The 26,446-nt window shown below is 37.6% G+C and carries 18 protein-coding genes and 1 pseudogene; 7 read left to right on the top strand and 12 right to left on the bottom strand.

The genetic code is table 11. From position 1 onward, the window contains the following. Positions 1-317: 317 nt before the first annotated feature. Positions 318-464 (bottom strand): hypothetical protein, encoded by a 147-nt coding sequence (locus tag F6K54_RS15550; RefSeq protein ID WP_293078972.1) that lies wholly within the window; start codon positions 462-464, stop codon positions 318-320. After that, positions 436-5,895 carry an ATP-binding sensor histidine kinase gene (locus F6K54_RS15545; protein WP_293078970.1) on the bottom strand — a complete coding sequence of 1,820 codons (5,460 nt, stop codon included), beginning with the start codon at positions 5,893-5,895 and terminating at the stop codon, positions 436-438. Before F6K54_RS15545 ends, F6K54_RS15550 begins: the two co-directional genes overlap by 29 nt. Before the next feature lie 406 nt (positions 5,896-6,301). On the opposite strand from F6K54_RS15545, the gene F6K54_RS15540 reads away from it, so the two are divergent. Further along, complete coding sequence (locus F6K54_RS15540; protein ID WP_293078969.1) at positions 6,302-6,724, top strand: transposase; 423 nt, start codon at positions 6,302-6,304, stop codon at positions 6,722-6,724. After that, positions 6,717-7,436 carry an RNA-guided endonuclease TnpB family protein gene (locus F6K54_RS15535; RefSeq protein ID WP_293078967.1) on the top strand — a complete coding sequence of 240 codons (720 nt, stop codon included), beginning with the start codon at positions 6,717-6,719 and terminating at the stop codon, positions 7,434-7,436. Before F6K54_RS15540 ends, F6K54_RS15535 begins: the two co-directional genes overlap by 8 nt. A 233-nt stretch (positions 7,437-7,669) precedes the next feature. On the opposite strand, the gene F6K54_RS15530 is transcribed toward F6K54_RS15535, so the two are convergent. Continuing rightward, positions 7,670-7,951 carry a hypothetical protein gene (locus F6K54_RS15530; protein WP_293078965.1) on the bottom strand — a complete coding sequence of 94 codons (282 nt, stop codon included), beginning with the start codon at positions 7,949-7,951 and terminating at the stop codon, positions 7,670-7,672. 68 nt (positions 7,952-8,019) lie between these two features. Here F6K54_RS15530 and F6K54_RS15525 point away from each other — a divergent pair, with 68 nt between their 5' ends. Genes F6K54_RS15525 through F6K54_RS15515 form a run of 3 tightly spaced genes read left to right on the top strand, consistent with a single transcriptional unit; the run spans position 8,020 to position 8,697 of the window. Then, on the top strand, positions 8,020-8,262 hold the full coding sequence (locus F6K54_RS15525; protein ID WP_293078963.1) for a hypothetical protein: 243 nt from the start codon (positions 8,020-8,022) through the stop codon (positions 8,260-8,262). Beyond that, positions 8,199-8,561, top strand: coding sequence for a type II toxin-antitoxin system PemK/MazF family toxin (locus tag F6K54_RS15520; RefSeq protein ID WP_293078961.1), 363 nt, complete (start codon positions 8,199-8,201; stop codon positions 8,559-8,561). Before F6K54_RS15525 ends, F6K54_RS15520 begins: the two co-directional genes overlap by 64 nt. Continuing rightward, the gene (locus tag F6K54_RS15515; RefSeq protein ID WP_293078959.1) at positions 8,551-8,697 is read left to right on the top strand and encodes a hypothetical protein; all 147 of its coding nucleotides are present in this window, start codon (positions 8,551-8,553) and stop codon (positions 8,695-8,697) included. Before F6K54_RS15520 ends, F6K54_RS15515 begins: the two co-directional genes overlap by 11 nt. Here the strand turns inward: F6K54_RS15515 and F6K54_RS15510 are convergent. Next, entirely contained in the window at positions 8,678-10,009 is a 1,332-nt protein-coding gene (locus tag F6K54_RS15510; protein WP_293078957.1) for an MFS transporter, read from the bottom strand. The two genes, F6K54_RS15515 and F6K54_RS15510, sit on opposite strands and share 20 nt — an antisense overlap. Before the next feature lie 1,192 nt (positions 10,010-11,201). Between F6K54_RS15510 and F6K54_RS15505 the strand changes: the two genes are divergently transcribed. After that, positions 11,202-12,656, top strand: coding sequence for a protein kinase (locus F6K54_RS15505; RefSeq protein ID WP_293078956.1), 1,455 nt, complete (start codon positions 11,202-11,204; stop codon positions 12,654-12,656). A gap of 642 nt (positions 12,657-13,298) precedes the next feature. Here F6K54_RS15505 and F6K54_RS15500 read toward each other — a convergent pair. The 5 genes from F6K54_RS15500 to dcm all read right to left on the bottom strand — a co-directional run bounded on the left by F6K54_RS15500 (position 13,299) and on the right by dcm (position 20,867). Next, on the bottom strand, positions 13,299-14,375 hold the full coding sequence (locus tag F6K54_RS15500; protein ID WP_293078974.1) for a DUF3474 domain-containing protein: 1,077 nt from the start codon (positions 14,373-14,375) through the stop codon (positions 13,299-13,301). A gap of 802 nt (positions 14,376-15,177) precedes the next feature. Then, complete coding sequence (gene ilvA / locus F6K54_RS15495; RefSeq protein ID WP_293078954.1) at positions 15,178-16,740, bottom strand: threonine ammonia-lyase, biosynthetic; 1,563 nt, start codon at positions 16,738-16,740, stop codon at positions 15,178-15,180. Positions 16,741-17,213: 473 nt separating this feature from the next. Continuing rightward, positions 17,214-17,792, bottom strand: coding sequence for a hypothetical protein (locus tag F6K54_RS15490; protein ID WP_293078952.1), 579 nt, complete (start codon positions 17,790-17,792; stop codon positions 17,214-17,216). Between the two features lie 1,314 nt (positions 17,793-19,106). After that, entirely contained in the window at positions 19,107-19,436 is a 330-nt protein-coding gene (locus F6K54_RS15485; protein ID WP_293078950.1) for a hypothetical protein, read from the bottom strand. A gap of 174 nt (positions 19,437-19,610) precedes the next feature. Beyond that, a complete protein-coding gene (dcm, locus tag F6K54_RS15480) occupies positions 19,611-20,867 on the bottom strand; it encodes a DNA (cytosine-5-)-methyltransferase (protein WP_293078948.1) in 1,257 nt (418 codons plus the stop codon). A 527-nt stretch (positions 20,868-21,394) separates the two neighbouring features. Here dcm and F6K54_RS15475 point away from each other — a divergent pair. Continuing rightward, a complete protein-coding gene (locus F6K54_RS15475; RefSeq protein ID WP_293078946.1) occupies positions 21,395-23,017 on the top strand; it encodes a sodium:proton antiporter in 1,623 nt (540 codons plus the stop codon). A gap of 402 nt (positions 23,018-23,419) precedes the next feature. Here F6K54_RS15475 and F6K54_RS15470 read toward each other — a convergent pair whose 3' ends face one another. The 3 genes and pseudogenes from F6K54_RS15470 to F6K54_RS15460 form a co-directional block, all read right to left on the bottom strand. Then, a complete protein-coding gene (locus tag F6K54_RS15470) occupies positions 23,420-23,881 on the bottom strand; it encodes a hypothetical protein (RefSeq protein WP_293078944.1) in 462 nt (153 codons plus the stop codon). A 280-nt stretch (positions 23,882-24,161) separates the two neighbouring features. Continuing rightward, positions 24,162-25,793 (bottom strand): FAD-dependent oxidoreductase, encoded by a 1,632-nt coding sequence (locus tag F6K54_RS15465; protein ID WP_293078942.1) that lies wholly within the window; start codon positions 25,791-25,793, stop codon positions 24,162-24,164. A gap of 407 nt (positions 25,794-26,200) precedes the next feature. After that, positions 26,201-26,446, bottom strand: a pseudogene (locus tag F6K54_RS15460) (hypothetical protein); the annotation flags it as partial.

Genomic DNA, 26,446 nt, shown 5'->3' with positions numbered 1-26,446 from the left:
GGGAGATGGGGAGATGGGGGGATGTGGAGATGGGTGGATGGGGAGATGGGGAGATGGGGAGATGGGGGGATGGGGAGATGGAGAAATATTTGGTAATGGTTGAAGATGGAACATTTTTTTATACCGAATTAAACGAATTTGATATAAAAATTTGCTATTTAGGGTTTGCTGAAAAAGTCTTTTTGCTCTTTGTAGGGAGTAGGGAGTAGGGAGTAGGGAGTAGGGAGTAGGTAGTAGGGAGTAGGGACCCACCCCTAACCCCTCCCTGGAGGGGAAAAAGGGAGTAGGGAGTAGTTAGGATGTAGAATAAATGGGAATTACAGAGTCAGCGGCCAAAACATAGGAGAAAACCTTCTGCCTCCTGCCTCCTGCCTCCTGCCTCCTGCCTCCTGCCTCCTGCCTCCTGCCTCCTGCCTTCTGCCTCCTGACTCCTGACTACTTTGATAATGGAATCTCAATAACAAATTCTACCCCTTGCCCTGGTACAGAATTACATATTAGTTTGCCCTGATGTTTTTCTACTATAATTGAATAACTAATTGACAAACCTAAACCTGTACCATTACCTACTGGTTTAGTAGTAAAAAATGGGTCGAATATTTTCTGTTGAATTGCTGGGGAAATGCTAGGACCATTGTTACTAATTTTGATTTGTACAGTTCGGTCTTTAGTTACTTTCGTGCTAATTGTAATGGTGGGTTTTTCACTTGATTCACTGTCTTTTTGTCTCATATCTTCCAGGGCATCAATAGCATTATTAATAATATTCATAAATACTTGATTTAGTTGGGATGGGTGACAATTAATTAGCGGTAAAGAAGCATATTTTTTGACTATTGTTATTTCTGATTTATTTCTCTGAAAATTGAGTCTATTTTGTAAAATTAGTAGAGTGCTATCAATACCTTCATGGATATCTACAGGTTTCATACCTGACTCATCTAATCTCGAAAAATTTCGTAGAGAAAGTACTATTTTGCGAATTCTTTCAACTCCTACTTCCATTGAATGTAGTACTTTGTCCAAATCACTAGGTAAAAAGTCTAAATCTATTTCTTCAATTATTTCTTTGATTTTATCTGTAGGATTAGGATATTCCTGCTGATAAGTATTGATTAAACCTAGTAAATCTTGACTATATTCAGCTACATGGTTAATATTGCCATAAATAAAAGTAATAGGATTATTAATTTCGTGAGCAATTCCTGCTACCATCTGCCCTAAACTAGACATTTTTTCTGTCTGAATTAATTGGGATTGGGTATGTTGAAGTTGTTTGATAGTTTCAGATAAGTGTAGATTTTTTTCGTTTAATTCTTCTGTGCGTTCTTTGACTTTATCTTCTAAGGTATGACTATATTCTTCTAGTTGATTTTTGGCAATAGATAAGGTTTCATAAAGCTTGGCATTTTCGAGGGAGAAAGCTGCTTGAGTAGTTAGAACTTTTAATACTTCTAGACGATCCTTAGTAAAGGCTGCAACTGTCAAATTATTTTCTAAATATAGTATACCAATAAATTGACCGCGATTAATCATAGGAATGCATAAAATACTTTTGGGCTGATAATTTTTAATATAAGGATCGGCAGCAAATTGAGTTTCATTAGTAGCGTTATCTAGCACAATAGTTTTTTGAGTACGTGCCACATAGTAAATAATGGAATTTGGAAGCTCGTTTGTTGAATCTAGGGGGAGAGATTGTTTTGATTTTAGTTGTATTTCTTCTGAAGAATTACTCTCACGAATAGCTTTAGCTTCTATAACCAACTTTCCTGTTTCAAGAAGGATTAAATAACTTTTTTGAGCACCAGCGTTTTCTAGAGTAACTCGCATCAAAACTGAAAATAAATTTTCTAGTTTTATTTCTCCTGAAATAGCTTGGGTTGCTTTCATTACACTCTTGAAGTCAAGTAGACGGGTACTATCGGTGGTTGTATAAGTGACTGTTTCTTGAGTAATGTTGCGAGTAAAAGTATAATCTTGCTGTTGAACAGGTTTGAGTAGTTCACCGTAGGATTTTTCTAGGTGTTTAAGTTTAGTAACTGCGCCCCACTGAGCATAAGCGTAGTAAGCTTTGATTAGATACGCTTGGGCAATAGTTTCCTTATTCCACTCTAGGTAAAATTTAGCTGCAAGTTCCTTAGCTAGAGCTTCTTCTTGAATGTATTCGTTTTCTTGCGCTCCGGCGATCGCTTGTTCATAAAGTTCAATTGCTCCGATATAGTTACAAAGTACTCGATGTTTTTCTGCTTCTACTAAATGAAATTTATGTAAAAAGTTCATAGGAGCATGGTTTGCCCAGATTTTCATTTGTTCCTGGTTTGAGGTGACTTCTTCTAACCACTGCTGTTTTTGTTCTTTAGAAGCTTCATTATAGAGAGCAAGTCGGATCAAGGAACCATAAAAATACAACAGTACTTGAACATATTGAGAAGTAACTAGATGGAAATATGATTGTGTTGCGATAGAAATTGTTAAAGATTTTTGGTATTCACCAAACAAATAACATAAAGAAAGTTTGTGGAAGTTTAGATATACCAATGTTTGGTCTTGAGATTGTATTTTTGCCTCATCCAAAGCTTCGCCAACTAAAATACAGGGATTTTCACCGCGATCGGTTAAATTCATAATAGTCTGTTGAATTATCTGCAACCGTATTACTGCACTTTCTTGTTTGATTTGAGCAACAGTATCAATAGCATTATTGAGTTTCTGAGCAAGTTCTGTTAATTCTAATCCACTGTAGAAAGCATGAAAATAGTGAAACAAGAGATTGTAACTAGCAAATGCTAAGTCTCCTCTAGATAATTCAAGAGAGTAGTATTCTAGGAATAAAGGTAAGCTATTTCGCAAATGTTCCTGCCAATGACGAAGGTGCATATTTGCTACTGCTACTCCATTAAGAGCATCTCCACCACAAGACTCAAATACACTCTCTGTTATCTGAGATAATTCATAAGACGCTTTAATTTCTCCCTGACTCCAAAGCATAATTCCATAACAGCTATATCCATAAGCGGAAGCAGGTGTATTTCCCCACTTCACAGACAAAGTGATGAGAGCAAAAACTATACTTGACCATAGAGGCGAACCAATCACGAAAGCTACAGATCCAATTAATCCCATAATTTGCATCAAGGCCAGCTTTTCAGGATTTGTCATCTTTGGCAGTTGTTTGAGGTCTTCAGTGGAGCGATCGCTCAGAAATGACTTAAGTTCTTCAAGACCAGCAAGCAAGTCTGCTTCTTTTGGTCTAGGGGATAATTCTAATCCCAAATCTTTAATCACAACTATTGCTAGATCGATACCTTTAAAAAATTGGTATTGAGCAAATTCTGCCTGAATTTTGGCGATGTAAACCGGAATTTGGTCTAATAAATTCTTTGCTTGTTGCTGTACAATTTGAGCTAGTTGTTCCATCCGTTCATAGTCGCCGATCAAATACCTAGCTTCTACTGCTTCTAAATATAGAGCTAATGTTAATTCGTAATTAGTTTCCCAACTATTAATTGTTAATAATTCTACTCCTGTCTTTAGATAGTCAACTGTAGCGTTATAAGCAGTAGAAGCTTTTGCTTTGCGACTTGCTATTAAGTTGAGTTGAGCTAATTGTTCTCGTTCAGTGGGATGAGAAATTAAATCTACTCCATAATTCAACTGATTAACAATATCAAAAATTTTCTCTTGTCTTTCCGTTTCTGGAATATTTTCTAATAATAATTTTCCTATTTTCAGATGAGTTAGTTGTTTTTCTGTTTCTGGGATTAACAAATAAGCTGCCTGTTGAACGCGGTCATGCAAAAATTTATAACTAGCATTAGCTTCTATGGCAGTAAAAGATGTAAATATATTTGACTCTTCTGTATTATAAAATTTATAGACTTCGGTAACAGGTAAAATTAACCCTTCTGGCAATGCTTCCCACAAATCCTGTGCTGTTTCTGTGACAGATTTTTCATAAACAATAGCTAAAGTTTTTAAGGTAAATTTATTGCCAATACAAGCTGCTAATTTGATTACATCCTGGGTAGCAGGTGATAATTTTTGTAGGCGACTTGCCATAAATTCTACAACATCATCTGTGACAGAAAGTAATCTAACTTGAGCAACATTGCATTCCCAATAACCCGCCTCATAATTAAAGGTAATTAATCCTTCTTCATACAGTGCTTTCAGAAATTGAGTGATAAAGAAAGGATTTCCTTTGGTTTTTTGATGGACTAATTTTGTCAAAGGAAATGCTAACTCCAAAGAGCAATGTAAAGTGTCTGCCACTAAGGGGTTTAAATCAAAAGTTAATTCTAGAGGTTTCAAAGTAATAGTATTAACAATTGCCGATGTTTTAGTAATTTCTTCTAATGTTAATATTAAGGGATGAGTAGGGCTGACTTCATTATCCCGATAAGCTCCTAATAATAATAAATATTGACTATTTTTGTCACTCATCAACAGTTGCATCAACTTCAACGAAGCAGTATCTGCCCACTGTAAATCATCTAAAAATATCGCTACAGGATGCTTTTTCGTAGTAAATACATTAATAAATTTTAAAAATAGTAAATTAAACCGATTTTGAGCAGCAGTTCCTGATAATTCTGCCACCACAGGTTGAGAACCAATAATATATTCTAATTCGGGAATAACTTCAATAATAACTTGCCCATTTTCACCCAATGCTGAGAGAATTTTAGTTTTCCATTCCTGTAATTGAGTTTCTGTTTCACTGAGCAGTTGCCCCATCAAATCTCGAAATGCTTGAACAAAAGCACTAAGGGGAATATTGCGTTGAAATTGGTCAAATTTACCTTTAATAAAGTAGCCTCGTTGCCGGACTATTGGTTTATGAACTTCATTAACTACTGCAGTTTTACCAATCCCTGAAAAACCAGCAACTAACATTATTTCTGAACCTCCCCCCTTTCCAAAGGGGGATTGAGGGGGGATTGCAACTCTTTCAAAAGCATCTAATAAACTTTTAACTTCTGCTCGACGACCATAGAGTTTTTCTGGTATGGTGAAACGGTCAGAAATATCCCGACTTCCTAACTCAAAAATCACAAACTTTCCTGTTTTTTGCCAAGATTTTAAACAGGTTTCTAAATCATATTTTAATCCCAAAATATTCTGATAGCGGTCTTCAGCATTTTTCGCTATCATTTTCATAATAATATTACTTACCATGAGAGGTATTTCCGAATTTAACTCACAAGGAGGAGTAGGTTTTTTAGCAATGTGACAGTAAACTAATTCAATGGGGTCAGTTGATAAAAAAGGTAGTTGACCTGTGAGTATTTCATAGAATGTAATCCCTAAAGAATAAATATCGCTACGGTAGTCGATACCCCGATTCATTCTTCCTGTTTGTTCTGGGGACATATATGCGAGAGTACCTTCCAGAACATTAGGGTTAATAAGTTCTTGGGTTTCTCTTGGTAATAATGTGGAAATACTAAAGTCAATTAATTTGATATCTCCAGTATCTGGATTAATGACAATATTTGACGGTTTAATATCTTTATGAATAATCTGATGATGATATAACCCTTCTAAAATTTTCACTATAGAAATAGCAATACTAAGAAATTCTGGCAGACTAAGTTTTTTATTATTCAGATATGTCTTGAGAGAAATTGCCCCAGTATCTTCCATAACTAGAGCATAACTATTATCATATTTTTCTAAGTATAGAGGTTTGACAATTCCCGGTAAATTAAGATTTTTAGTAATTGTATATTGATGGCGAAACTGTAATAATTCAGAAAAGGTAGGGTATTCTTTATTGAGAACTTTGATAACTACTGGTTGTTTATTTGTGGTAGTCATTCCACGATAAACAGTAGTTCTTGTTCCTGTATAAATTTGTTGATTTATTTGATAATTAGGTAGTTTAATCATGAGAAAATTAATAAATTTATTGTTCTATAGGAACTATAGAAGTTATAACAAGCAACACCCTTTTACTTCTTATTTAATTTATACTAGCGCAGATATTCTTAAACTCAGCAAGCTTAAAATTTTAACTCATGGAAGGGCCTAATGTCACCCTTGTTGTTAAATCTTGTCGAAAATCGACAAATTTTCCAAATATTTATTGTCTATACCTGCTGAAAAGCTTGTTATACATAGATTTTAGATTATTTTTGAATTTTTGTTAAGCCACTGTCGATTATCGACAATTTCTTTTTTTAGCTATGCAAAATTTGTTAGCGTAAGTTATTAAAGGAAATTGATATGGAAGGTATTTTTAAAACTGTTGCCCATAATCTGGTATAATCTATGAAAATCTCTAATTATCTGTTTTATGCTACTGGGATTTAAGACTGAGTTGCATCCCACAAATCAGCAAAAAACATTGCTGGCTAAACACGCTGGTGTTGCAAGACACGCCTGGAATTGGGGATTATGGCTAACTAGAAACATCCTTAATCACAATTTCCATAATCCTGAGAGTAAACTTAAATTTCCTACTGCTATTGATTTGCATAAACTATTAGTAGCAATGGTTAAACCTAATAACTGCTGGTATTATGAAGTATCTAAAACAGCGCCTCAATATGCTTTGAGGTATTTATCTATTGCTTGGAAACGTTGTTTTACCAAAGTGTCTGGTCAACCTAAATTTAAGAAAAAAGGTAGGGATGATAGCTTTACTCTAGATGGCTCAATTACGGTCGGCTTTAATCGTATTAAACTACCTCGAATTGGATGGGTGAAAAATGCATGAAATTCTACCAGATAATACTAATCCCAAGTCTGTAACTATTAGTAGAAAAGCTAATCGTTGGTTTGTCAGCTTTAAAGTAGAAAGAAAACCTCAAAACACTGAAAAATTAGTAGATGTAGTTGGTGTAGATTTAGGTATAAAATCTCTAGCTACGTTATCCACTGGTGAAGTTTTTGTTGGTGCTAAATCTTTAAGAAAGTTAGAAGCTAAACTCTCTCGGTTGCAATATTTAAACCGACATAAAGTCAAATTTTCTCAGAATTGGAAAAAGGCTCAACTCAAGATATCTCAGTTACACAACAGGATAGCTAATATTAGAAAAGATACATTGCATAAACTTACTACCTATCTAGCTAAAAACCACAGCCAAATAGTAATAGAAGACTTAAATGTATCAGGCATGATGGCTAACCATAAACTAGCTAAGGCTGTTGGGTCTATGGGGTTTTACGAGTTTCGCAGACAGTTAGAGTACAAGTGTGAGTTATACGGTTCTCAACTCACCGTTGTGGATAGATGGTTTCCTAGTTCTAAAACTTGCTCTAATTGTGGTTTTGTTAAAGAGTCTCTGCTTTTATCAGAGCGTGTTTTCAATTGCGAACACTGTAATTTTAGCTGCGATCGAGATTTGAATGCTAGTTTAAATCTAGCTCAGGCGGTCAGTTCGACCGTGTCAGCTTGTGGACTGGATAACGCCGACGTTGCCAGGTAGAAGCAATAATAGAACAGATAATCATAGATTTATATAGATTATCGTAGGTTTCTAAGAACGGAAAACTAAATCTTCGGAGCTTAATTGAAATTCTGAGCGGATTATTAGAAAGTCTTACAACAACAGGCCAAAAGTGGAAAGATGCCTTTCAAAGTGAGTGGTGGACTCTTGAACAAGTCTATGCTGTAGCAATTGATAGAGCAGAGGCAAAGTTAGGTCTTGAAAGTCAAGATTTAGTTGAGGAAGCAATTGAGAACATGAAACATCTTTTGGTCAAGGCAAAAAGTTGAGAGAAATTGTTCTGATTTCTTGCTGTTTCCAAAGGTTGAAAGAAAAGTGATCGCTCTACCACTTACCAAAAGCGATCGCTTTCTCTTTTCAATATACAGCATATTTCGGGCAAATGATGTACAGGGTAAATGGTGAAAACATTGTAGTGCAGGCATCTTGCCCGCTTCGTGGTGTACCTCATAGAGTCGCAAAGTGCTGTAATTACCAACAGACTTGATTGACAAAATCTCCCATCCATTTTAAAATTAAATCAAACAGTGGAAACAAAAACCTAGCTAGTTCCCAAATACAAATGGCTCAAATCTCTATATCTCTGTCTGACGATCTGCTGGCATACATTGAGCACAAAGTTGAAAACCCAAGTGCTTTAATAGAATCTCTTCTACAAAAATGGCAACAACAGCAAGAAAAACAAGCCTTAGCTGAAGCTTGCAAAATGGTTGACGAACTTAATTTAGGTTGGGAGGAAGAATGGCAGACTCAAGCAATTACCGACTGGGAAGCATCTGGATCGTCAGATTCGACCCCTCAATAGGAACAGAAATACGCAAAACACGCCCTGCCTTAATTATTTCTGGTACGGCTTTTAATATACCCCGTAGCAAAGTAACTGTTCTGCCTTTTACCTCAGCTAAAGTAGAGGAAGAACGTATTTCTCCGGCTGTGGTATATGTACCAGCATCCACAAAAAACGGTTTAGCCACAGATAGTTTGTTGGTGTGTGTTGACTTGATGACATTTGACAAATCTAGATTAGTCCAACAAGTCGGCGAACTGGAAACCGAACTACTAAAGCAAGCTCGGGCAACTGTGAAACGATATCTTGATTTATAGAACCCATTTAGGATATTTTTTAAGAAAGGCGATCGCTCTACCACTTACCAAAAGCGATCGCTTTTCTCAGTTATATCAAATTCGCTTAATAATGACATTAGCCAATAATTCCCAAATTATTCTGAACCAACCATAGAATCACGTTCTACCAACAGACGACGTAATTCCTGTTGTCGAACGCTATCAAGTGGAAAATTCCAGATAGCGATCACTGCTAAAAGACTGATTGGGATAGGAAGACAAATAAATAGATATTTCAGTGCCTCAATTGCTTCAGGAGTATTTGTGCCTCCAGGAACAAAACCAATCCAATCTAGAATAGGGTAAACCATACCAACTCCTAAAGCAGAGCCAACTTTGTTAGTCATGGTCAACAAAGAATAGTACAAACCTGTACGCTGTGTACCTGACTCTAAGTTGTCATGGTCTGTAACATCTGCCATGATCGAGCGTAACAAAAATGCTCCCGAACCAGATTCGATACCAAAAAGAATATTAACTAAAGCATACAACCATAAATTCCCTGGTTTGATTAGCAGTATAGTAGCGATAATTATACAACCATAAATTTTAGCAACACCAAAAGTCCGATGTTTCTCCAAACTATAACTAAGACGCATCCAGAAAGGAATACCACAAAAACTAGCAATGAAATAGAGTAAAAGCATCAGACTAGACCATTGGCCTAGATCCATGACATAAGTAACAAAAAAAATGTAGATTGAACCAATAATTCCAGGAGCAAGACCAATCATGACATTTGCCAGTAGGACTCGCATTAGTAGCTTGTTTTTGAACAGTAGAGAAGTTGACCTGACCAAACCAAGCTGAGGTGGTGGTGTCACCGGTCTTTCTTGAACATGACAAACAGCGATCGCTACAGTAATAGGCAGTAGTATAATAGTAAACCAGCCCATAGCAGCAACTTTATTCCCAGCATCAATACTCCCAGTTTGCTCAAGAATAGTTGGAAGTATCAAGACAGCTAACATTCCAAAGACCAGAGCAAACTCTCGCCAACCCTGAATTCGCGCTCGCTCATAATAATCAGACGATAATTCTGCACCCCAAGACATATGAGAGATACTCAACAGAGTCCAACCCACATAGAGCAGCAACATCCAAAACAGAAGATAATTTCCCCCGATCGGCCCTTGAGGCATAAAAACTTTGTAAACGCAAATCATTAAAATGGGAACAGATAATATAATCCAATGACGGCGGCGTCCAAGAGGAGTTGTTACTTTATCGCTGAGAATACCAAGAACTGGATCGGTAAAAACGTCCCAGAAACGAGTAATCATAAAAACTGTGCCCACCAGAGAAAGGCCAAGTCCCATTTCTTCTGCATAAAAAGGGGGGAGGTATACCAAAAGAGGAAGACCAAGAGCGGAAAGCGGTATTGCAGGAGATACAAAGGCTGCGATGGTTTTTTTGGTCAGATTCATCTTTTTGTATTATTTATGGTCTTGGAGCAAGTATGAAATTATATTTCATTTAATTTTAGTCAGATGAATCAGAAATTACCGAATCATTAATAATTAATAATTAATAATTAATAATTAATAATTAAGAGTTGATAGTTAATAATTATTCATTCAACAATTCACGCCTTGAAGCCTCCCCTTTTAACTATCCCTTATCAGGAACTCCTGAAAACCTTGTGGTCAGCAGGGGAGCAGGGGAGTAGGGAGCAGGGGAGTAGGGAGCAGGGGAGAAAGGAGAAAGAATCATAGTAGATAAGAAAAACTACTTAAGTTATCAAAAAAAATGTACTTTGTTAATACACTTTTTCTCTGACAAAAACCTTTTAAAGACTTGAATATAACTTGTCTATGCGTGTCAATTTTTATGTTAAGAAAGATGTTTATAAAGCATAGCCTTTTAAGGGGATAAAATCAAAAAAATCCTTTGAGTCAATCCTATCCGTTTTAAAAAGAGGTAATTATTAATTGTTATATCATGTCCGGATAATTAGTGATAAAAAACTTTCTCCTTCTTCTCCTGTTCTTCTTCTTCCAACTTCAGTCTTCCCTCCTGACTCCTGACTCCTGACTCCTGACTCCTACGCCGTTATTTATTTATAACTGTTCAACCGGACATGATATTAATTGTTAATTGTTAATTGCTGAAATTAGTTATATCTCATGAGAGCTGAGAGCTGACAGCTAATAGCTGTTTGCGTAGCATTCCGCAGGAAATGCTTACTAGAGAGATATATGCCATTGTCGCCAAAAAAAAGAATGGTTTGAGCCTAATTTTTAAATTTTTCCAAAGCGATCGCTAATATTATGTCCGTTTAAATATACACCGTCACTCTTAGGCATCAAATCTTACAGAGTCTTCCCTACAAGACTTTCAACTCTATAGATATAGTAATTTGCCTAGATTAACCGTAAATATTTTCAGATTTGCCTACCCTACATTTTTGATATTCTTTTACTGTATAATTGTTCTTATTATACTTAAATATTATCACAATCATGGTAGAGATATTTAACAATTTATCATCAAATAAAAACGTCAAAATAAAATTTACTAGATAATTAAGATAATTAATAGACATCTCCAAAAATCAAAAATAAAATCAATTATCGTACAGAAATTATCAATTATTTCCCCTCCTGGGAGGGGCGAGGGGTGGGTTCCCTACTCCCTACTCCCTACTCCCTACTCCCTACTCCCTCTTTTGTGGAGAAGTCTAATAAAAATCATCGAACAAATATCAACAATTTTAATTCTCTCATGTCTGCTAAAGTCAAACTTACTATTATCCAAGGAAGCACGATCGGCAAAGAATATATCTTTGAAGAACGAACTACCTGTATTATCGGTCGTCATCGAGACTGTAAACCCAGACTACCTAGTGATGAACAACATCGTACAATTTCTCGTTATCATTGTCTACTTGATATTAATCCTCCAGATATAAAAGTGCGTGATTTTGCCAGTAAAAATGGTACTTATGTTAATGGTAAAAAAATTGGGCAACGTCAATCTGAGCATCTCTCTGAAACAACAACAAAAAATAATTTCCCTGAATATGAATTAAAATCAGGAGACCAAATTCAATTGGGAAATACTATTTTTCAGGTTAGTCTTGAAGAAGAAACAGAGATGCCTCCAGAAATGCTTGATCAACCAAAAACTTGGCAAGAAAAAACAGTTAAATTATCAACTTTACGACCAAGTTTAGGAGATTCTACTCTCACTAAAATTCCTGGTTATACGGCACTTAATTTATTAGGGAAAGGTGGCTGTGGAGAAGTTTATTTAGCTAGAAATAATTATACTCAAGAGTTAATAGCTTTAAAAACAATGTTGCCAGAAATCACAAATAATCCTAATGCTATAAATCGTTTTTTGAGAGAAATAGAAAATACTAAAGCTTTAAATCATCCCAATGTTGTCCAATTGAAAGATTATCATTATAGCGATCGCCTATTTTTCTTTACTTTAGAATATTGTAATGGTGGTAGTATTTGGAACTTGATGCAGGATCATGGTTGTCGGTTATCTGTTGATGTGGCAGTGCCAATTATTCTACAGGCTTTAGATGGTTTAGAATATGCTCATAATGCAGAAATTCCTTATGTAAAAAAAGCAGATGGTAGTTTGAGTATTGGGCGAGGTTTAGTTCACCGCGATATTAAACCAGCTAATATTTTTCTGAGTAATAATGTAGATAATTCAACAGTAGTAAAAATAGCAGATTATGGGTTAGCAAAAGCTTTTGATTTAGCAGGTTTAAGTGGGCAGACAATTACAGGAAATAAAGGAGGTACTTTTCCATTTATGCCAAGGCAACAAATGATTGATTTTAAATATGTAAAACCGGAAGTAGATGTTTGGGCAATGGCAGCAACTTTATACAATATGTTAACTGGTGTATATCCTCGTGATTTTGTTGGTAAAGACCCTATTTTAACTGTATTGCAAACTAAACCTGTACCAATTAGACAAAGAAATCTTTCTATTCCTAAATCTTTAGCAGAGGTAATTGATTTAGCATTAATTGATGAACCAGAAATTTATTTTAAAACAGCTAAAGAATTTAAACAGGCATTATTATCTAGCTATCAGCATTTTCCGTAACGGAATGCTTCGCAAACAGCAGTCAGCTTTCAGCACGCTAAAAGTATTAATATCATGTCCGGTTGAATAATTAGACTTTGGTGGAAGGAAGGCAGCGGGAGCAGGAGGCAGGAGGCAGGAGGCAGGAGGCAGAAGGTTTTCTCAAGAGTGTCACCTTAATTTTATACACGCTCCGATGCTACCGGACATGATATAACTAGGGTTTGCTGAAAAAGTATGAGTGGTAGGGGTAGAATCCAGAATCCAGAATCCAGAATTCAGGAGGAATGGGAATTATAGAAGAAGTAGTCAGAAGAATCGTACCTTGATTTTCTACCCCTATCTTGCCGAAAATTTTAGATTTTTGAACCATTACCACCTAAAAGCTGGTACTTTATTAGTACCTGAAAAGAGTAAAACCTTTACCTGTCAAGACTTTGGTATTTAATCAGCAAGCCCTAACTAGCGATCAGTATGTGGGTTACAAGCAAAACCTTGTAGGGACGTTCCATGGAACGTCCCTACTGTATTATATCATGTCCGGATAATCAGTTATAAAAAACCTTCTCCCTTTGAACTTTTCTTTTCCCTTCTCTTCTCCCCCCTTTCAAAGGGGGGTAGGGGGGATACCCTCTGCCTTCTTTAGACATGACATTAATTTGATTAGTCCGAACGTTTTTTCCAACCTGATTGATAATATACCTGAGAACCTGAGTCTGGGACAAAATGACAAGCCAAATAAGAGTTGATAAAACTCTTCCATATAGGTTCGCTTGACTGGTGATAATATTCACCCAAAATAGGTTTTATTGCCTCTGTAGCTGTCTTTAAATGATAGTGTGGCATACTCAGAAAAATGTGATGAGCTACATGAGTACCAATATCGTGATGAATAGAATTGATAAAACCATAGTCGCGGTCAATGCTAGATAATGCACCTTTCAGGAAATACCAGTCATCTCCACGATACCAGGGAATATCTGGTTCAGTGTGGTGTAAGAAGGTAACTAAATCTAGCCAAACGACAAATATCACATAAGGAACTAGGTAATATTTTACTAAAAATACCCAACCAAACTGATAGGTGAGCCATCCAAGAAAGCCTACCATTAACATCCAGAGTGCTGAACTTGTTAAGACATCCCACTTTTCAGAAGGACGAAATAATGGACTGTTGGGCAGAAAATGGGAGCCAGCACGATCGGGCGATCGCCTAAACAAATAGAGTGGATAAGCTAATAATGGCAGATAAAACCGAAATAGCTTTTCATACCAAGGCATCATATTATACTTACTCTCAGAAACAGGATACCAACTTTCATCGGTATCAATATTTCCAGTATTGGCATGGTGGGTTCTATGGCTAATGCGCCAACCGTGGTAAGGCACAAGAATGGGAGTGTGAGACAAATGCCCAATTAGGTTATTAAACCATTTATATTTGGAGAAGGAGCCATGGCCGCAGTCATGTCCCACTACAAATAATGCCCAAAACATAGTTCCTTGCATTAACCAAAAGATGGGAAAAAAGAACCATGAATCTAGATTATAGGCGATTGCATATAGACCAGCAATAATGCCAATGTCAAGAAAAAAGTAGCTCAGAGACTTCCAGACGGAAGGCTCAAAACAATGTGGAGGAATAGCTGCTTTCACTTCTTGAAGAGTAAAGGGTAACTCTATTTTTGAGGGAGTTAAGTTTGTATCAGTTGCTTGATTGATAACAGTGTTTGATTGCACTAAATTTTCAACTTTGTGTAATATGTCTGATATTTCATCTTGAAGTAGCACTCAGCAATCAGCTATCAGCTATCAGCTTTTCAAGGTGTATAATGGGAGATTATTTCTCCTCATAAAAGGCGCACCACTAATTTTTCAAACACAGTGGGGGACTTAAACCCTTGAATTTTTAGCTTATAGCTGAAGTGCGCTCTAGCTGATAGCTAGTTCACAAGTCACATTTTGCAGATTTAGCTTCCATCAACTACCCCTAACTCTTCTGAAATTAACAGTAGAGAAATAGGGTATAGATTTATGGAACTTTCACTACATTAGGACGAATCTCATCAGCTATAGGACAAAAGCTAGTGAGAGATGAAACGACCACTATTGTATATTATCTAGAGCTAGTTTGTCACAAAAAGTTTATATTTCTAGTGCAGGATGGCAGAAATATAGCGCTGTGCGCAGGCAACAGCTCATCTGGGGGAATAATACCAATTTGATAAATGTTTGCTACATTTTCGCATTGCGGGGGAGTAGGGGAGTAGGGACGTTGCATGCAACGTCCGTACAGGGAGAGGTAAAAATAAGAATAATTAACAATAACTAGCTAATAATTATCAAAAAAAATATTCAGTATTTGTTAATTACTTAATAATTGAAGTGCCACTTAAATATAGCATTCTTTTTTCAAATTGGTATAAAAAACCGATAATATAAGGCTTTTAGCTATTGGACAGTTCTTGTTATTTGTACATAAGCCAGCGCACATTACTATACTTTTGACTTTTGACTTTTGACTTTTGACTTCCACGTGGCACTAGGCTAAAAATAGCTTGTAGGCTGGGTTTTGGCTTTCATCCCAATAGCGATAATCGAAAGTATGGACAAAACTTTGCCATTCGGCCATTTCGTCAGGAGGGACTTGCATTCCCACCACAATCCGTCCATAATCTGCCCCATTATTACGGTAGTGAAAGAGACTAATATTCCAGTTGGGACTCATGGAAGCGACAAATTTCATTAACGCCCCTGGCCTTTCGGGGAATTCAAAACGGTAAAGTAGTTCGTGGTGGGCGAGGGGGGAACGCCCCCCAACCAGATGGCGCAGGTGTAGTTTTGTCAGTTCGTCGTCGGTTAAATCTAGGGTTTTCAAACCTTGATTTTCAAAAGTTTCTACTATTTTGGCCGCATCAGCACGGTTTTCTATTTGTACTCCTACAAAAATGTGTGCTTCTTTTTCCTCAGCAATGCGATAGTTGAACTCAGTAATATTACGTTTGCCTAGACAGTCACAAAATCTGCGGAGACTACCTGGAGTTTCGGGAATAGTAACGGCAAATATGGCTTCGCGACGTTCCCCAAATTCTGCTCTTTCAGCCACAAAGCGGAGGCGGTCAAAATTCATGTTTGCACCACAGGCAACGGCGATCAGAGTTTCATCTTGAATTTTTTCTCGCTCGACGTAAGCTTTTGCACCAGCGATCGCCAGTGCGCCAGCAGGTTCGACAATGGAGCGAGTATCTTCAAATACATCTTTGATAGCCGCACAAGTATCATCTGTTTCAACAAGAATAATATCATCTACATATTGCTGACATAGACGAAGTGTTTCTTCTCCTACTTCTCGCACTGCAACACCATCGGCAAATAATCCCACTTGAGGTAAGCGGACTCGGTGTCCTGCTTTTAGAGACTGGGACATAGCATCAGCATCAGCAGGTTCAACACCAATAATTTTGATTTCCGGGCGCAACCGTTTGACATAAGCAGCAATACCAGAAATTAAACCACCACCACCAATAGCGACAAAGATAGCGTGAATGGGTTTTTGATATTGGCGGAGAATTTCCATTCCTATTGTTCCTTGTCCGGCGATGACGTAGGGATCGTCAAAAGGGTGAATAAAAGTTAAACCTTTTTCTGCTTCCAGTTGATGGGCGTAACTAGAAGCTTCGTCGTAGGTTTCGCCATACAAAATAACTTCCCCACCTCTAGCTTTGACAGCATTAACTTTTAGTTGAGGGGTAGTGACAGGCATGACTATGATGGCGCGAGTGCCGAGGCGATCTGCGGCTAGGGCGACACCTTGAGCATGGTTTCCAGCGGATGCTGCGATGACTCCCTGGGAGAGAATTTCTGGAGGCAGTTGAGCCATTTTGTTGTAAGCTCCGCGTAATTTGAAGGAGAAGACTGACTGCATATCTTCTCGTTTGAGTAAGAGGTTGTTCTGGAGGCGTTTTGAAAGGTTGGGAGCAGTTTCGAGTGGTGATTCTTGGGCTACGTCATAGACGCGGGCAGTGAGAATTTGTACTAGGTAGTCGCAATACATAGGTGTTCTTTGGTTAGTAAATGCTTGATTATTAGAACTTACACAGTACAAGGTATTTTCGTCATTGCGACCGACAGGGAAGCAATCTCAAATCCTAGTTTTTTGTACCTCATGCGTAAGTCCTAATTATCTTACCATTACCCAAGTTTTTTTTAAATCAGGACTTACGCAAAGGCACTATGTATAGGGTATATTGACTATTGGACAATAGTTTAAAGTACTATATATAGCGTATCTGCGTAAGTCCTATAAATATAGCAGTCGAAGCAAAGGTTAGGATAGATAAAAAGCTTCACACCCAGACAAAGCAAAACTTTTCCTTCTTTACTTCTTCCTTCTTGCTTCTTCCTTACTCTTTAGGTGCTGTCAAAACATCCCAAGCTGCTTGACCTGCTTTAACTAAGCGATCGCTAAAATCCTGATATCAAAAAAAAGCGATCGCTTTTCCTTCCATTGGAGAAAGGGACAGAACGATCGCTTTTCTTGAAAAGAGGAAACCTAGATTTGCCTAGATTCTGGCTTTACTATTGGCAATCCGCTGGGTAGAATGTCGTCTTACTGATTGCCACATTGCGCACGCCTTGATTGTCTTGGGTTACTGTTGCGATGGCTAACTTCATTGTCGCAACACTATCGCCGTTGCAGGTATTTGTTTTCTTCGTATCCATTATGCTGCCCGTGTATGACATTATCGCACCTGGGTATCGGAAGCCGTCTGAATTCCATTGGACGCTAAAACCAACTTCACACTGCGGTTTGCATTTTATATCTCCGCCTCCATAGGGATACGGATTGCATGCCTTGACTGTGTATGGCAATCGCTTGCCCAATACGAATCCGTCGTCACTTGCGCTTCCGTAACTATATTGACCTTTTACACCTGCTTGGTCTTCTGGAATGGGTTCTAGGGTAACCGTCGAACTGCCGGTTGATTTCCATGTCTGGAATACCACGTTACAGTTATCATCGACTCGGTATATGCCGTCCGCATTTGCTTCTCCCACACCAAGCATTAGTATGAGAAACGCTGCGAACAATACCGTGCTGACTAGCGTTTTTTTGAGTTTCATTGCGTTTTCTCCTTTTGGATTTTCAGTTATCATTGGGTCATTACTGGTGGGTCATTCTGTAGGCGCTTCGGTTCTTTTTGATGACGTTTACTTTGACACCATCAACGAAGGGCGTTGTTGCTCCAATTGAGAATTTCCATGTGCGATACCATTCCCGCACTCCGTAACTGCCGATTCTGTTTGAGCCTTTTAACTTGCCGATTTTCCCGGCAAATTTTTGCAATTCCCAAGCTTTGATACAGACCCGAGAAAGGGCATCTTTCGCATTTTGAGACAGAGCCGGTAGAGGGCATCTCTATCTTCTTCCCATTGCTGCCAAAACACTGCGACTGGGCTCGTCCGGGCCAGCCCTCCTGGCAGCCCCATCTCTATATTGTTCAGTTCTGCACGCGGCAGGCATCATATCCTTGGCCGAGCAGCTAGAGCTGGTTTTCGTCATGCTTACCGTCCACTATAGTACGCCAAATCCCGAGCGTCAACCCCCCAACACCTTTTTTGGCTTCAAAACACCACCTTTTTTGGGCTTACCTGCATAAGTCGTGCATTTTGTAAGTTCACCCAGCTCCACCTTTTTTGCTCTAATTTTGCTCGAATTCATAAATCAAAGGATTTGTCAATCCACCTTTTGGCCATTTTTTTGCCTGAAAACACCACCTTTTTTGCCCAGGCCCGCTATTTAGGGTTTGCTGAAAAAGTCTTATGGGTGAAGGTAGGAGAATCCCCTCCATAAAAAAAAGCGATCGCAGCTCCCACGAAAGGCTATCGCTTTATGAGGCAAACAAGAAGAACAATCGCACAAAATCTCAAAAAAAAGCGCTTGCTCTGCCTGCTATTGGAGAAAGTGACAGAGCGATCGTTTTTCTTGAAAATAGGAAACCGAGATTTCGGCTTATCTCATCGGGTTACTGAGTTGCAAGAGCGCGATCGCTCTTAGACAACATGCTTGGCGTTTATTTCATATTCCACTTATCTAGCCAAAGATTCTTAAGTTAGGAAACCCAACAATTGTAATGTTAATAATATCTATTTTTTTGGTTTATCTATAGGAGAGAGCTGCCGAAGAGCGGTGCCTCAACCCAACCTACGACATTAATATTTTTGCAAATAAATATGAGATGCACCCTAAGTCTAATTAATGAGAGTTGATATCAGGAGTTAGTTTTATTCCTAACCATTAATTTAATAGAGTACACAAATAGCTTGCTTTGATTTTTTTTGTCAAATCATCAATATTTTTATAGATTTTTTTTCGGTCTTATCTATTTTGTCAGTTCCTCCAGAAAAATGGTAATAGTTAATAACTTTAAATAAATAACTTATTTTTCCTAAAAGCTAATCAGTTATTGCTTATGCAATTTGAAAGTGATAACTGGCATGACTGCCATTTGGATATAGAAAAGTACAAACCACAGCAACTTCTGGATTATAATTATCAATCAAATTTCCTAAACCAACTTGTTGCCAATCACTAATCATTGTTCCTATTTGACTCATCGGTTTAAACTTAACTTGCCATTCTGCTAAAACTGTACTATTTTCTTCTAACTGTCTAAAAATTATTACCGTACCTTTTTCAGAAAGTAGTTGATATCCTTGATGAGCGATCGCTGCTATTTTTTCAGCATTTGCTTCTATTACTGCTAATTGTTGTGCTTTAGATTCTAGAACATTTTCCATTCTTTTTATCCTCTTTTTCTAGTTGAATTTTTATAATCTATCATCTTTTTAATTTATGTTCAATAGAAATATCCAAAAATCAAAAATAAAATCAATTCTTATCCATAAATAATCAATTATTCATCCCTGTTCCCTGTTCCCTGTTCCCTGTTCCCTGTTCCCTGTTCCCTCTTTTCAAGTTATGTTCAATATTAATTCTTGAGCCACAGCTTTAACTACATTAATACTCACAGAATTACCCAGTTGATAATAAGCTTTCTTATCATTGTGATGCAAAATAAAATTATCAGGAAAACCTTGTAATCTTGCTGCTTCCCTAGGAGTAATTTTCCTGACTCTATTTTGATGATAAATACCTAATCGATTGGCATCACTTGCCACTAAAGTTACAGCAATTTTATCCGGATCTAAAAACTTATAGACTTCAAAAGAAAAGTTTCCTGATACTGGTTTATATTTTGACTCAACTATTTGCAGATAATTTTTACTAACTAAAGAATTGAGCAATTTTTCTAACTGAGGATTAGAAAAAAAACTAGCTATTTGCTCCTTGCTCAACAATTTACCATCTTGATGTTTACCAAATTGACTATTTCTCCTTTTCAAAATCAAACTGTTCATTAATTCTATTTCTTCAGCACTGCATTCTCCTCTCAATCCCAACTCCCAAGAGTGAATAGAATTTCCACCACGATAATCAATTAATCTGATGCCATGTAATTTACTTAAATCTCCATTTAATCTCTGTTTTAATGCTGCCACAAATCTTTCCGAACAATTATATTTTTCATCTGGATTATCTTCCAAAATATCCGCCACAGTTATAGATTTTTTCAGGGGATAAAATAAAGATAATTGTTGTGGATGATAAGAATGAGAATCTTTCGGACCAAAGTCAGAAATTAAATTAAATTTTGGCGTACTATCCAAAATTCCCAGGATATAAACTCGGAGACGATTTTGAGGCAAATCAAAATTCGCGCTATTCAATAAAAATATCTGAAAATTATAGCCTCTGCTTTGAATTTCATGTTTAATAGTTTCAATTGTTCTACCTTTATCATTAGTCAGCAAACCACGGACATTTTCAAAGATAAAAGCTTGGGGTTTATATGTATCTATTAATCTGGTAATATCAAAAAAAAGCGTACCTCTAGTATCCCCAAATCCAGCCTTTTTTCCAGCATAAGAAAAAGATTGACAAGGAAATCCTGCTAATAATATTTGATATGGTGGTAACTTTTCAATTTTGCGGATATCTCCTAAAGGAAATTCAGCAAAATTTTTCTGATAAACTAAACCAGCATCGGGATTTATTTCACTACTTAATACACATTCAGTTTCAATGTTTAAATATTCGGCAGCTTGTTCAAAACCTAATCTCATTCCACCAATGCCAGCAAATAAATCGATAAAGCGAATTTTTTTCATAATTTATCAGAAAAGAAAGCACGACAAGGATTTGGGCACGGATTGCACGACAAGGATTTGGGCACGGATTGCACGACAAGGATTTGGGCACGAATTCACGGATAATTAGTTAGGAAAATTTGATTTTGGTAGTTTGAGTAATTTAGATTATTTGATTGATTGATGATTTTATGGTATTTTAAATTTTTGGTAGGGGTTTAATCTCCAAACCCTTAAAGTTTACCAGATTTAATATAATTTGTGCTCAATAATATATGGGATATTAGCTAGGAAATAGTATCATTTTGTAGGTTGGGTTGACCTTAAGGAAACCCAACAATAAACTGGTATCTGTTGGGTTGCGCTGCCACTTAACCCAACCTACTATTCTTCCCTATTTATTCTTATGTTAGAAAGTATTATTTGGATATTATTAATAGTATCATTTTGTAGGTTGGGTTGACCTTAAGGAAACCCAACAAAAAACTGGTATCTGTTGGGTTGCGCTGCCGCTTAACCCAACCTACTATTCTTCCCTATTTATTCTTATGTTAGAAAGTATTATCTTAATATTATTAATAGGCTTTTTTGTCGGACAAATAGCCTTTAGATTAAAAGCACCGCCACTGGTGGGAATGGTGTTAGTCGGAATATTATTAGGTCCTCAAATTAGCAATACCATCGACTCTAGTATTTTGCAAGCTGCCGACTCCCTACGCACGATCGCCGTTATGGTAATTTTGATGAAAGCAGGGTTAGGGTTAGACAGAGAAAAATTAGCACAACAAGGAACTGTAGCGCTACGGTTAGGTTTTCTCCCTGCTACCTGTGAAGCTATTGTTATTGCCCTAGTAGCTATGTGGTTACTTCAGTTTGACTTCGCCACCGGGTTGTTATTAGGTTGTATCATCGGTGCTGAGTCTCCCGCAGTTATTGTTCCCGGAATGTTGCGTCTCAAAAGTTTGGGTTGGGGTGTAGCTAAAGGTATTCCTGATGCAATTTTGACAGGTAGTGCTTTGTCAGATGTATTGCTGTTGTTAGTTTTTAGTTTGCTGCTAGCATTCTTATCCCAGGGAGCAACGACTGTAACTTTACCTGGTGGCATCACTCTCAGCGCATTACAACTATTACCATTTCAAGTAATTTTACAAATTATTCTCGGAGTTATCGCCGGGTTGCTGACAGCACGAATATTAGTATTGCTCTTAGTCAAACAAAATTGGACTCAAAATGCTACCCAGGATACTTTAGTTGCAGCAAGTTTTGCTCTATTGTTAGTTGTTTTAGCAGAAAAATTCCCCATATTTTCCGGTTATTTAGCAGTCATGGCAACAGGATTTTTTGTCATCGAATTTGATGCTCCTCTAGCGCGACGGTTGCGAAACAGTTTTGATACTTTGTGGGTGGTGGCGCAAATAATTTTGTTTGTGTTACTCGGTGCAAGTATTCCGTTGCAAGTATTGGAAAATGTCTTGTTGGTAGGATTGTTAATTTTAGCAGTCGGTACTTTAGTCGGGCGGATGCTTGGTTGGTATCTCTCGACTTTGGGCAGTAATTGGAACTGGCAAGAGCGTCTATTTTTACTGCCCGGAAATTCTGCAAAAGCAACCGTGCAAGCAGCCATTGGAGCTATTCCTCTAGCAGCAGGTATTGACGGAGGGGAAACAATATTAGCGATCGCTGCCCTATCCATATTAGTCACAGCACCTTTGGGAGCTTGGGCAATACCTACCTTTGCACCCAAACTACTACGCAAGGGAGAAGTCGATCCGACAAAAGTAGCGATCGCTCGTCGTATTGTTTTGTTAGCTGCCGTTGATACTTCCCCCCTTGCTGCGGATGTGTTGTTAAAAGTTGCAGAGTTAGCAAGACGTTGTGATGGGGAAGTTGTGGTGTTGCACGTTATTCAGTCTGAGGATGGGGAAAGTATTGAGCAACTGCGACAGCAAACAAAGCAACTTTTAGCAGATATTCGGTACCGGTTTGTAACTGTTGCGGGAGTGGTATCTGAGGAAATAGTTTCTGTTGCGCGAGAGTATGGAGTAGCAGAAATTGTTATGGGGAAAAGGGGGCATAGTTTATGGGATAATGTGTTAGTTGGTTCCGTTTCTCAAGCAGTTTTGGAAAAGAGTTTAATTCCTGTGGTGGTTGTTGAAAAAAGAAAAATATAGTTGTGTACGGGAAGAAACAGATCTTTTTTGAAGACAGGGTTTACAACCTTGTTTTTTCTGTTACGATTGGATGGTACAGCAGTTCTAATCTATGATATAAAATCCGGATAATTACTATATCTAAGTAATTACAACTGGAACGGAGTGGAAGGAAGCAATTTCAGGAGCGCACGGAGATTGCTTCTTATCGTCGCTGCGGACAACTGCTCAACCGGATTTTATATGAAGGCACAGTGTTATATCCCTCCGCACCCTTAATAAAGGGAGGAACCTCCAAAGCCTCCTTTTTTTCTTTAAGGAGGATTTAGGGGGATATTAAACGTACCTCATAACTTTGGGAATTGCTATAAATTGAACCAAAAATTCTCTAGGGAAAATAAGTTCTATATAAAAGCCTTAGCCTTAATTTTTGACGACGACTTTAACATTCTCCATTTTAACGGCGGAGCCTTCACCCTCATTTGACCCAAGGCAGTCTTGGCCTACCCATTTCCACTTAAGCTTATCTGGTTCGTACATATCGTATTCTCCTGTATATGTTCCTTCACACCAAGGTGTGACGTTGTTCCATGTCATAGAGAAGGTAGTGGAACTTGATTGTTTATTCCCTTTTCCCAGTCCAGCAACACCAGTATTTGCCCAATAATCTCCCAAAATCTGGTCCGATCCTTTGGGTGTCCCCTTCTTCGTTATAGTAAAGTAAACCTTTGCATCAAAGCAAGCTTTTGTGTTACATACCTTATAGTTTCCCTCCCAGTTACCTATAACACTAGCTTGACTCGGTGTAATGAAAACACAAAACGAGGCTAATACTGCCACAAACATTGCAATTGTACGTCGGAAAAATAATCGGCTGTCTAACATTCTCAATGTCCTTCTTTATTTTGAGTGGTACTTAAACATTTTCAGGACTTACGCAGAACCTCCATATCTAGAAGAGCTGTTCGCCCCTACAGGTGGTGTATAATTTGATATTTTGCGTAAGGCCTGATTTTCTGTTTTAGCAAGCCATTAATACATAACCATTATAGCTGAATCTAAACCTCAAAACAATTAGGCAGAAAATCAACTATTTTTTGACCCAAGCTGAAAGCTTTACTCTCAGTAGCTAAAGAGCCAATAAAGCAGTACAGTAACGGATAATTTAAAGGGTAGATCCCGGATTATTCGGCGGTATGCTCATCTCAAAACGAAAGACATTGTCAGGATCGTACTTGTACTTAATCTCTTGCAGTCGCTCGAAATTGTCTCCATAGTAATCTTTCAGTGGCAGATCCCGATCTACGAAATTTATGAAACCACCTTCAATATAATTGCCTTTTTTAAGCGTATTCCGGAATTCTTTTATCCATTCTAAATAGTCATCTCCTTTGTCATCCTCTGGATTCCACCACGCCTGAAACTGAAGCAAGAATTCTTTATCTCGGTAAAAGAAGGAAGAGTCCTGCTCAGGAGACTTCACCTTTCCACCAAGGCTATGGATACTTAAGTAAGTAGATGCAACCTTAAATTTTTCCTTATCAACATAATCAACGATCTCTTTAGCCATTTCAGCAATAGAAATATCATCTTTCGGAAAGGCAGAAGAAACCTTATGCGGCAATCTTTGCCCCTCACAAGTTGTTGTGGGTCTTTCAGTAGTTCCATCCAATAGCTGGCTACTTATTTGATTCAATGGATGCAAACTGAAACTTAACAACTTAGAAATCTTAGAAACATATTCACTATTAGATAGATCGCCTATCAATGATTTCAATCTTCCAGGGATCTGGCCATTAAGTAGCAAAAATGCTTCATAATTTGTCAGGGAATCATCATCATCATCACCATCATCTTTCTCGGGTTGATATGTAATGTCATAATCAGCATCATAATTCTGGCCTAGTCCATCAAGAAAACCTTTTAAATGATTTTCAGCCTCTTTTTGGGAACCAAGATACTGAAATGTCATCCTTAATGTAGTAACATTTCCGTCGCTATTGTAGGGGCTAACGCGAGCAGATGAGGTAAACTTTAGATCGAAGTTTGGTAGGTATTCTAGATAATACTTGAGTGTATTAGCAAGTTTCTCTTGATCCACGGCTTGACCTTCTTGAACCACGGCTTGGCCTTTATTTGTTTTTGGATATTGAATACTTACTGTGGTTACCTTAGTCACTTTCATTAACTTAAACTTGTAGTTGGTAATGACTCCAAAATTACCACCACCACCACCTTTTATTGCCCAAAATAGGTCTTGATGACTTGCCTCATTAACAGTAAGGATATCGCCATTTGCGCCAACTAGCTCGACTTCCTCCAAGGCGTCGCAGGCTAACCCCCCAGCTCTGGCTAGCATTCCCCAGCCGCCTCCCTGAACTAGACCGCCGATACGAACAGTCCCACAGCCCCCACCAGGGATAGTATAGCCCGAATCCCCGAGTTTCTTATATACGTCTCCCAAGGAAGCCCCTGGCTCTATCCATGCTGTGCCATTTTTACTGATGCAAATATTGTTCATTTTGGAGAGGTCAATGACTACAACATCATTACCCGAACACATGCCTTCATGGTGATGGCCGCCAGAACGTACTCGAAAAGGCTTTTTCTCTGATACGCAAAGCTTGATTACCTCCCCAACATCCTTAGCTGTCTCACACTTAACAATACAGAAAGGTTGATAGTCAAACCTAGTATTTCTGATAGGACGCCACGTTTCATAGTTATCATCGCCAGGACATGCAATTTCCCGAATGTTGCGATTTTGCAAACTTTCCTTGAATTCGACACAGTTCATATTCAGTCTCCTTACCGAATTATTAATTATTAAATGATTCTGGTTTAAAGCCTCCCCTTTTAAGGGGAAAAAAAAGAAATAATAGGGTGCATCTCAATGCAAGAATAAAGCAAAAAAAATATCGCTTTTAGGCAACAGCTCCGGAAGGCAACAGGGAACAGGGAATATATAGGAAAAAAGTATTTTTGCACATAAGAAATACACCCTATTCATCCCTATTTATTGAGTACAATTAGTGACCGTTTAATTGAGATACACCCAAATAATATCTCCTTATATTCAATCAAGAGCGGTTTTAACCAGAGGTAATTATCAATTATCCATTATCAATTATCAATTAATGAATAGGTATGTATTTAGTTGTGCAATTAAATACATTTAATCGCACAATTATGAAAGTAATCTATCTATGTTGGCTCATCAAGAACTTTAAAATCTTTTAGTTCAAAACCATCACCATCCTTTAATTCATTGGCTTGTACATGGTCCATAACTACAGCTAAAACTGCAGGCAAAATATATTCATAATTATAAGCATTTGGTCCGTGCTTGACTCCACCAAAATTATTCATAAAACCGTCTCCATAATATTTTGTGTTAGTGACAGATTCATTATGGTTAGCTATTAAATCTTTCTCTTTATTAGATGTAGA

It is taken from the genome of Okeania sp. SIO3B5, assembly GCF_010692555.1.
GTDB lineage: Bacteria > Cyanobacteriota > Cyanobacteriia > Cyanobacteriales > Microcoleaceae > Okeania.
This window is presented reverse-complemented; position numbering and strand designations above follow the sequence as displayed.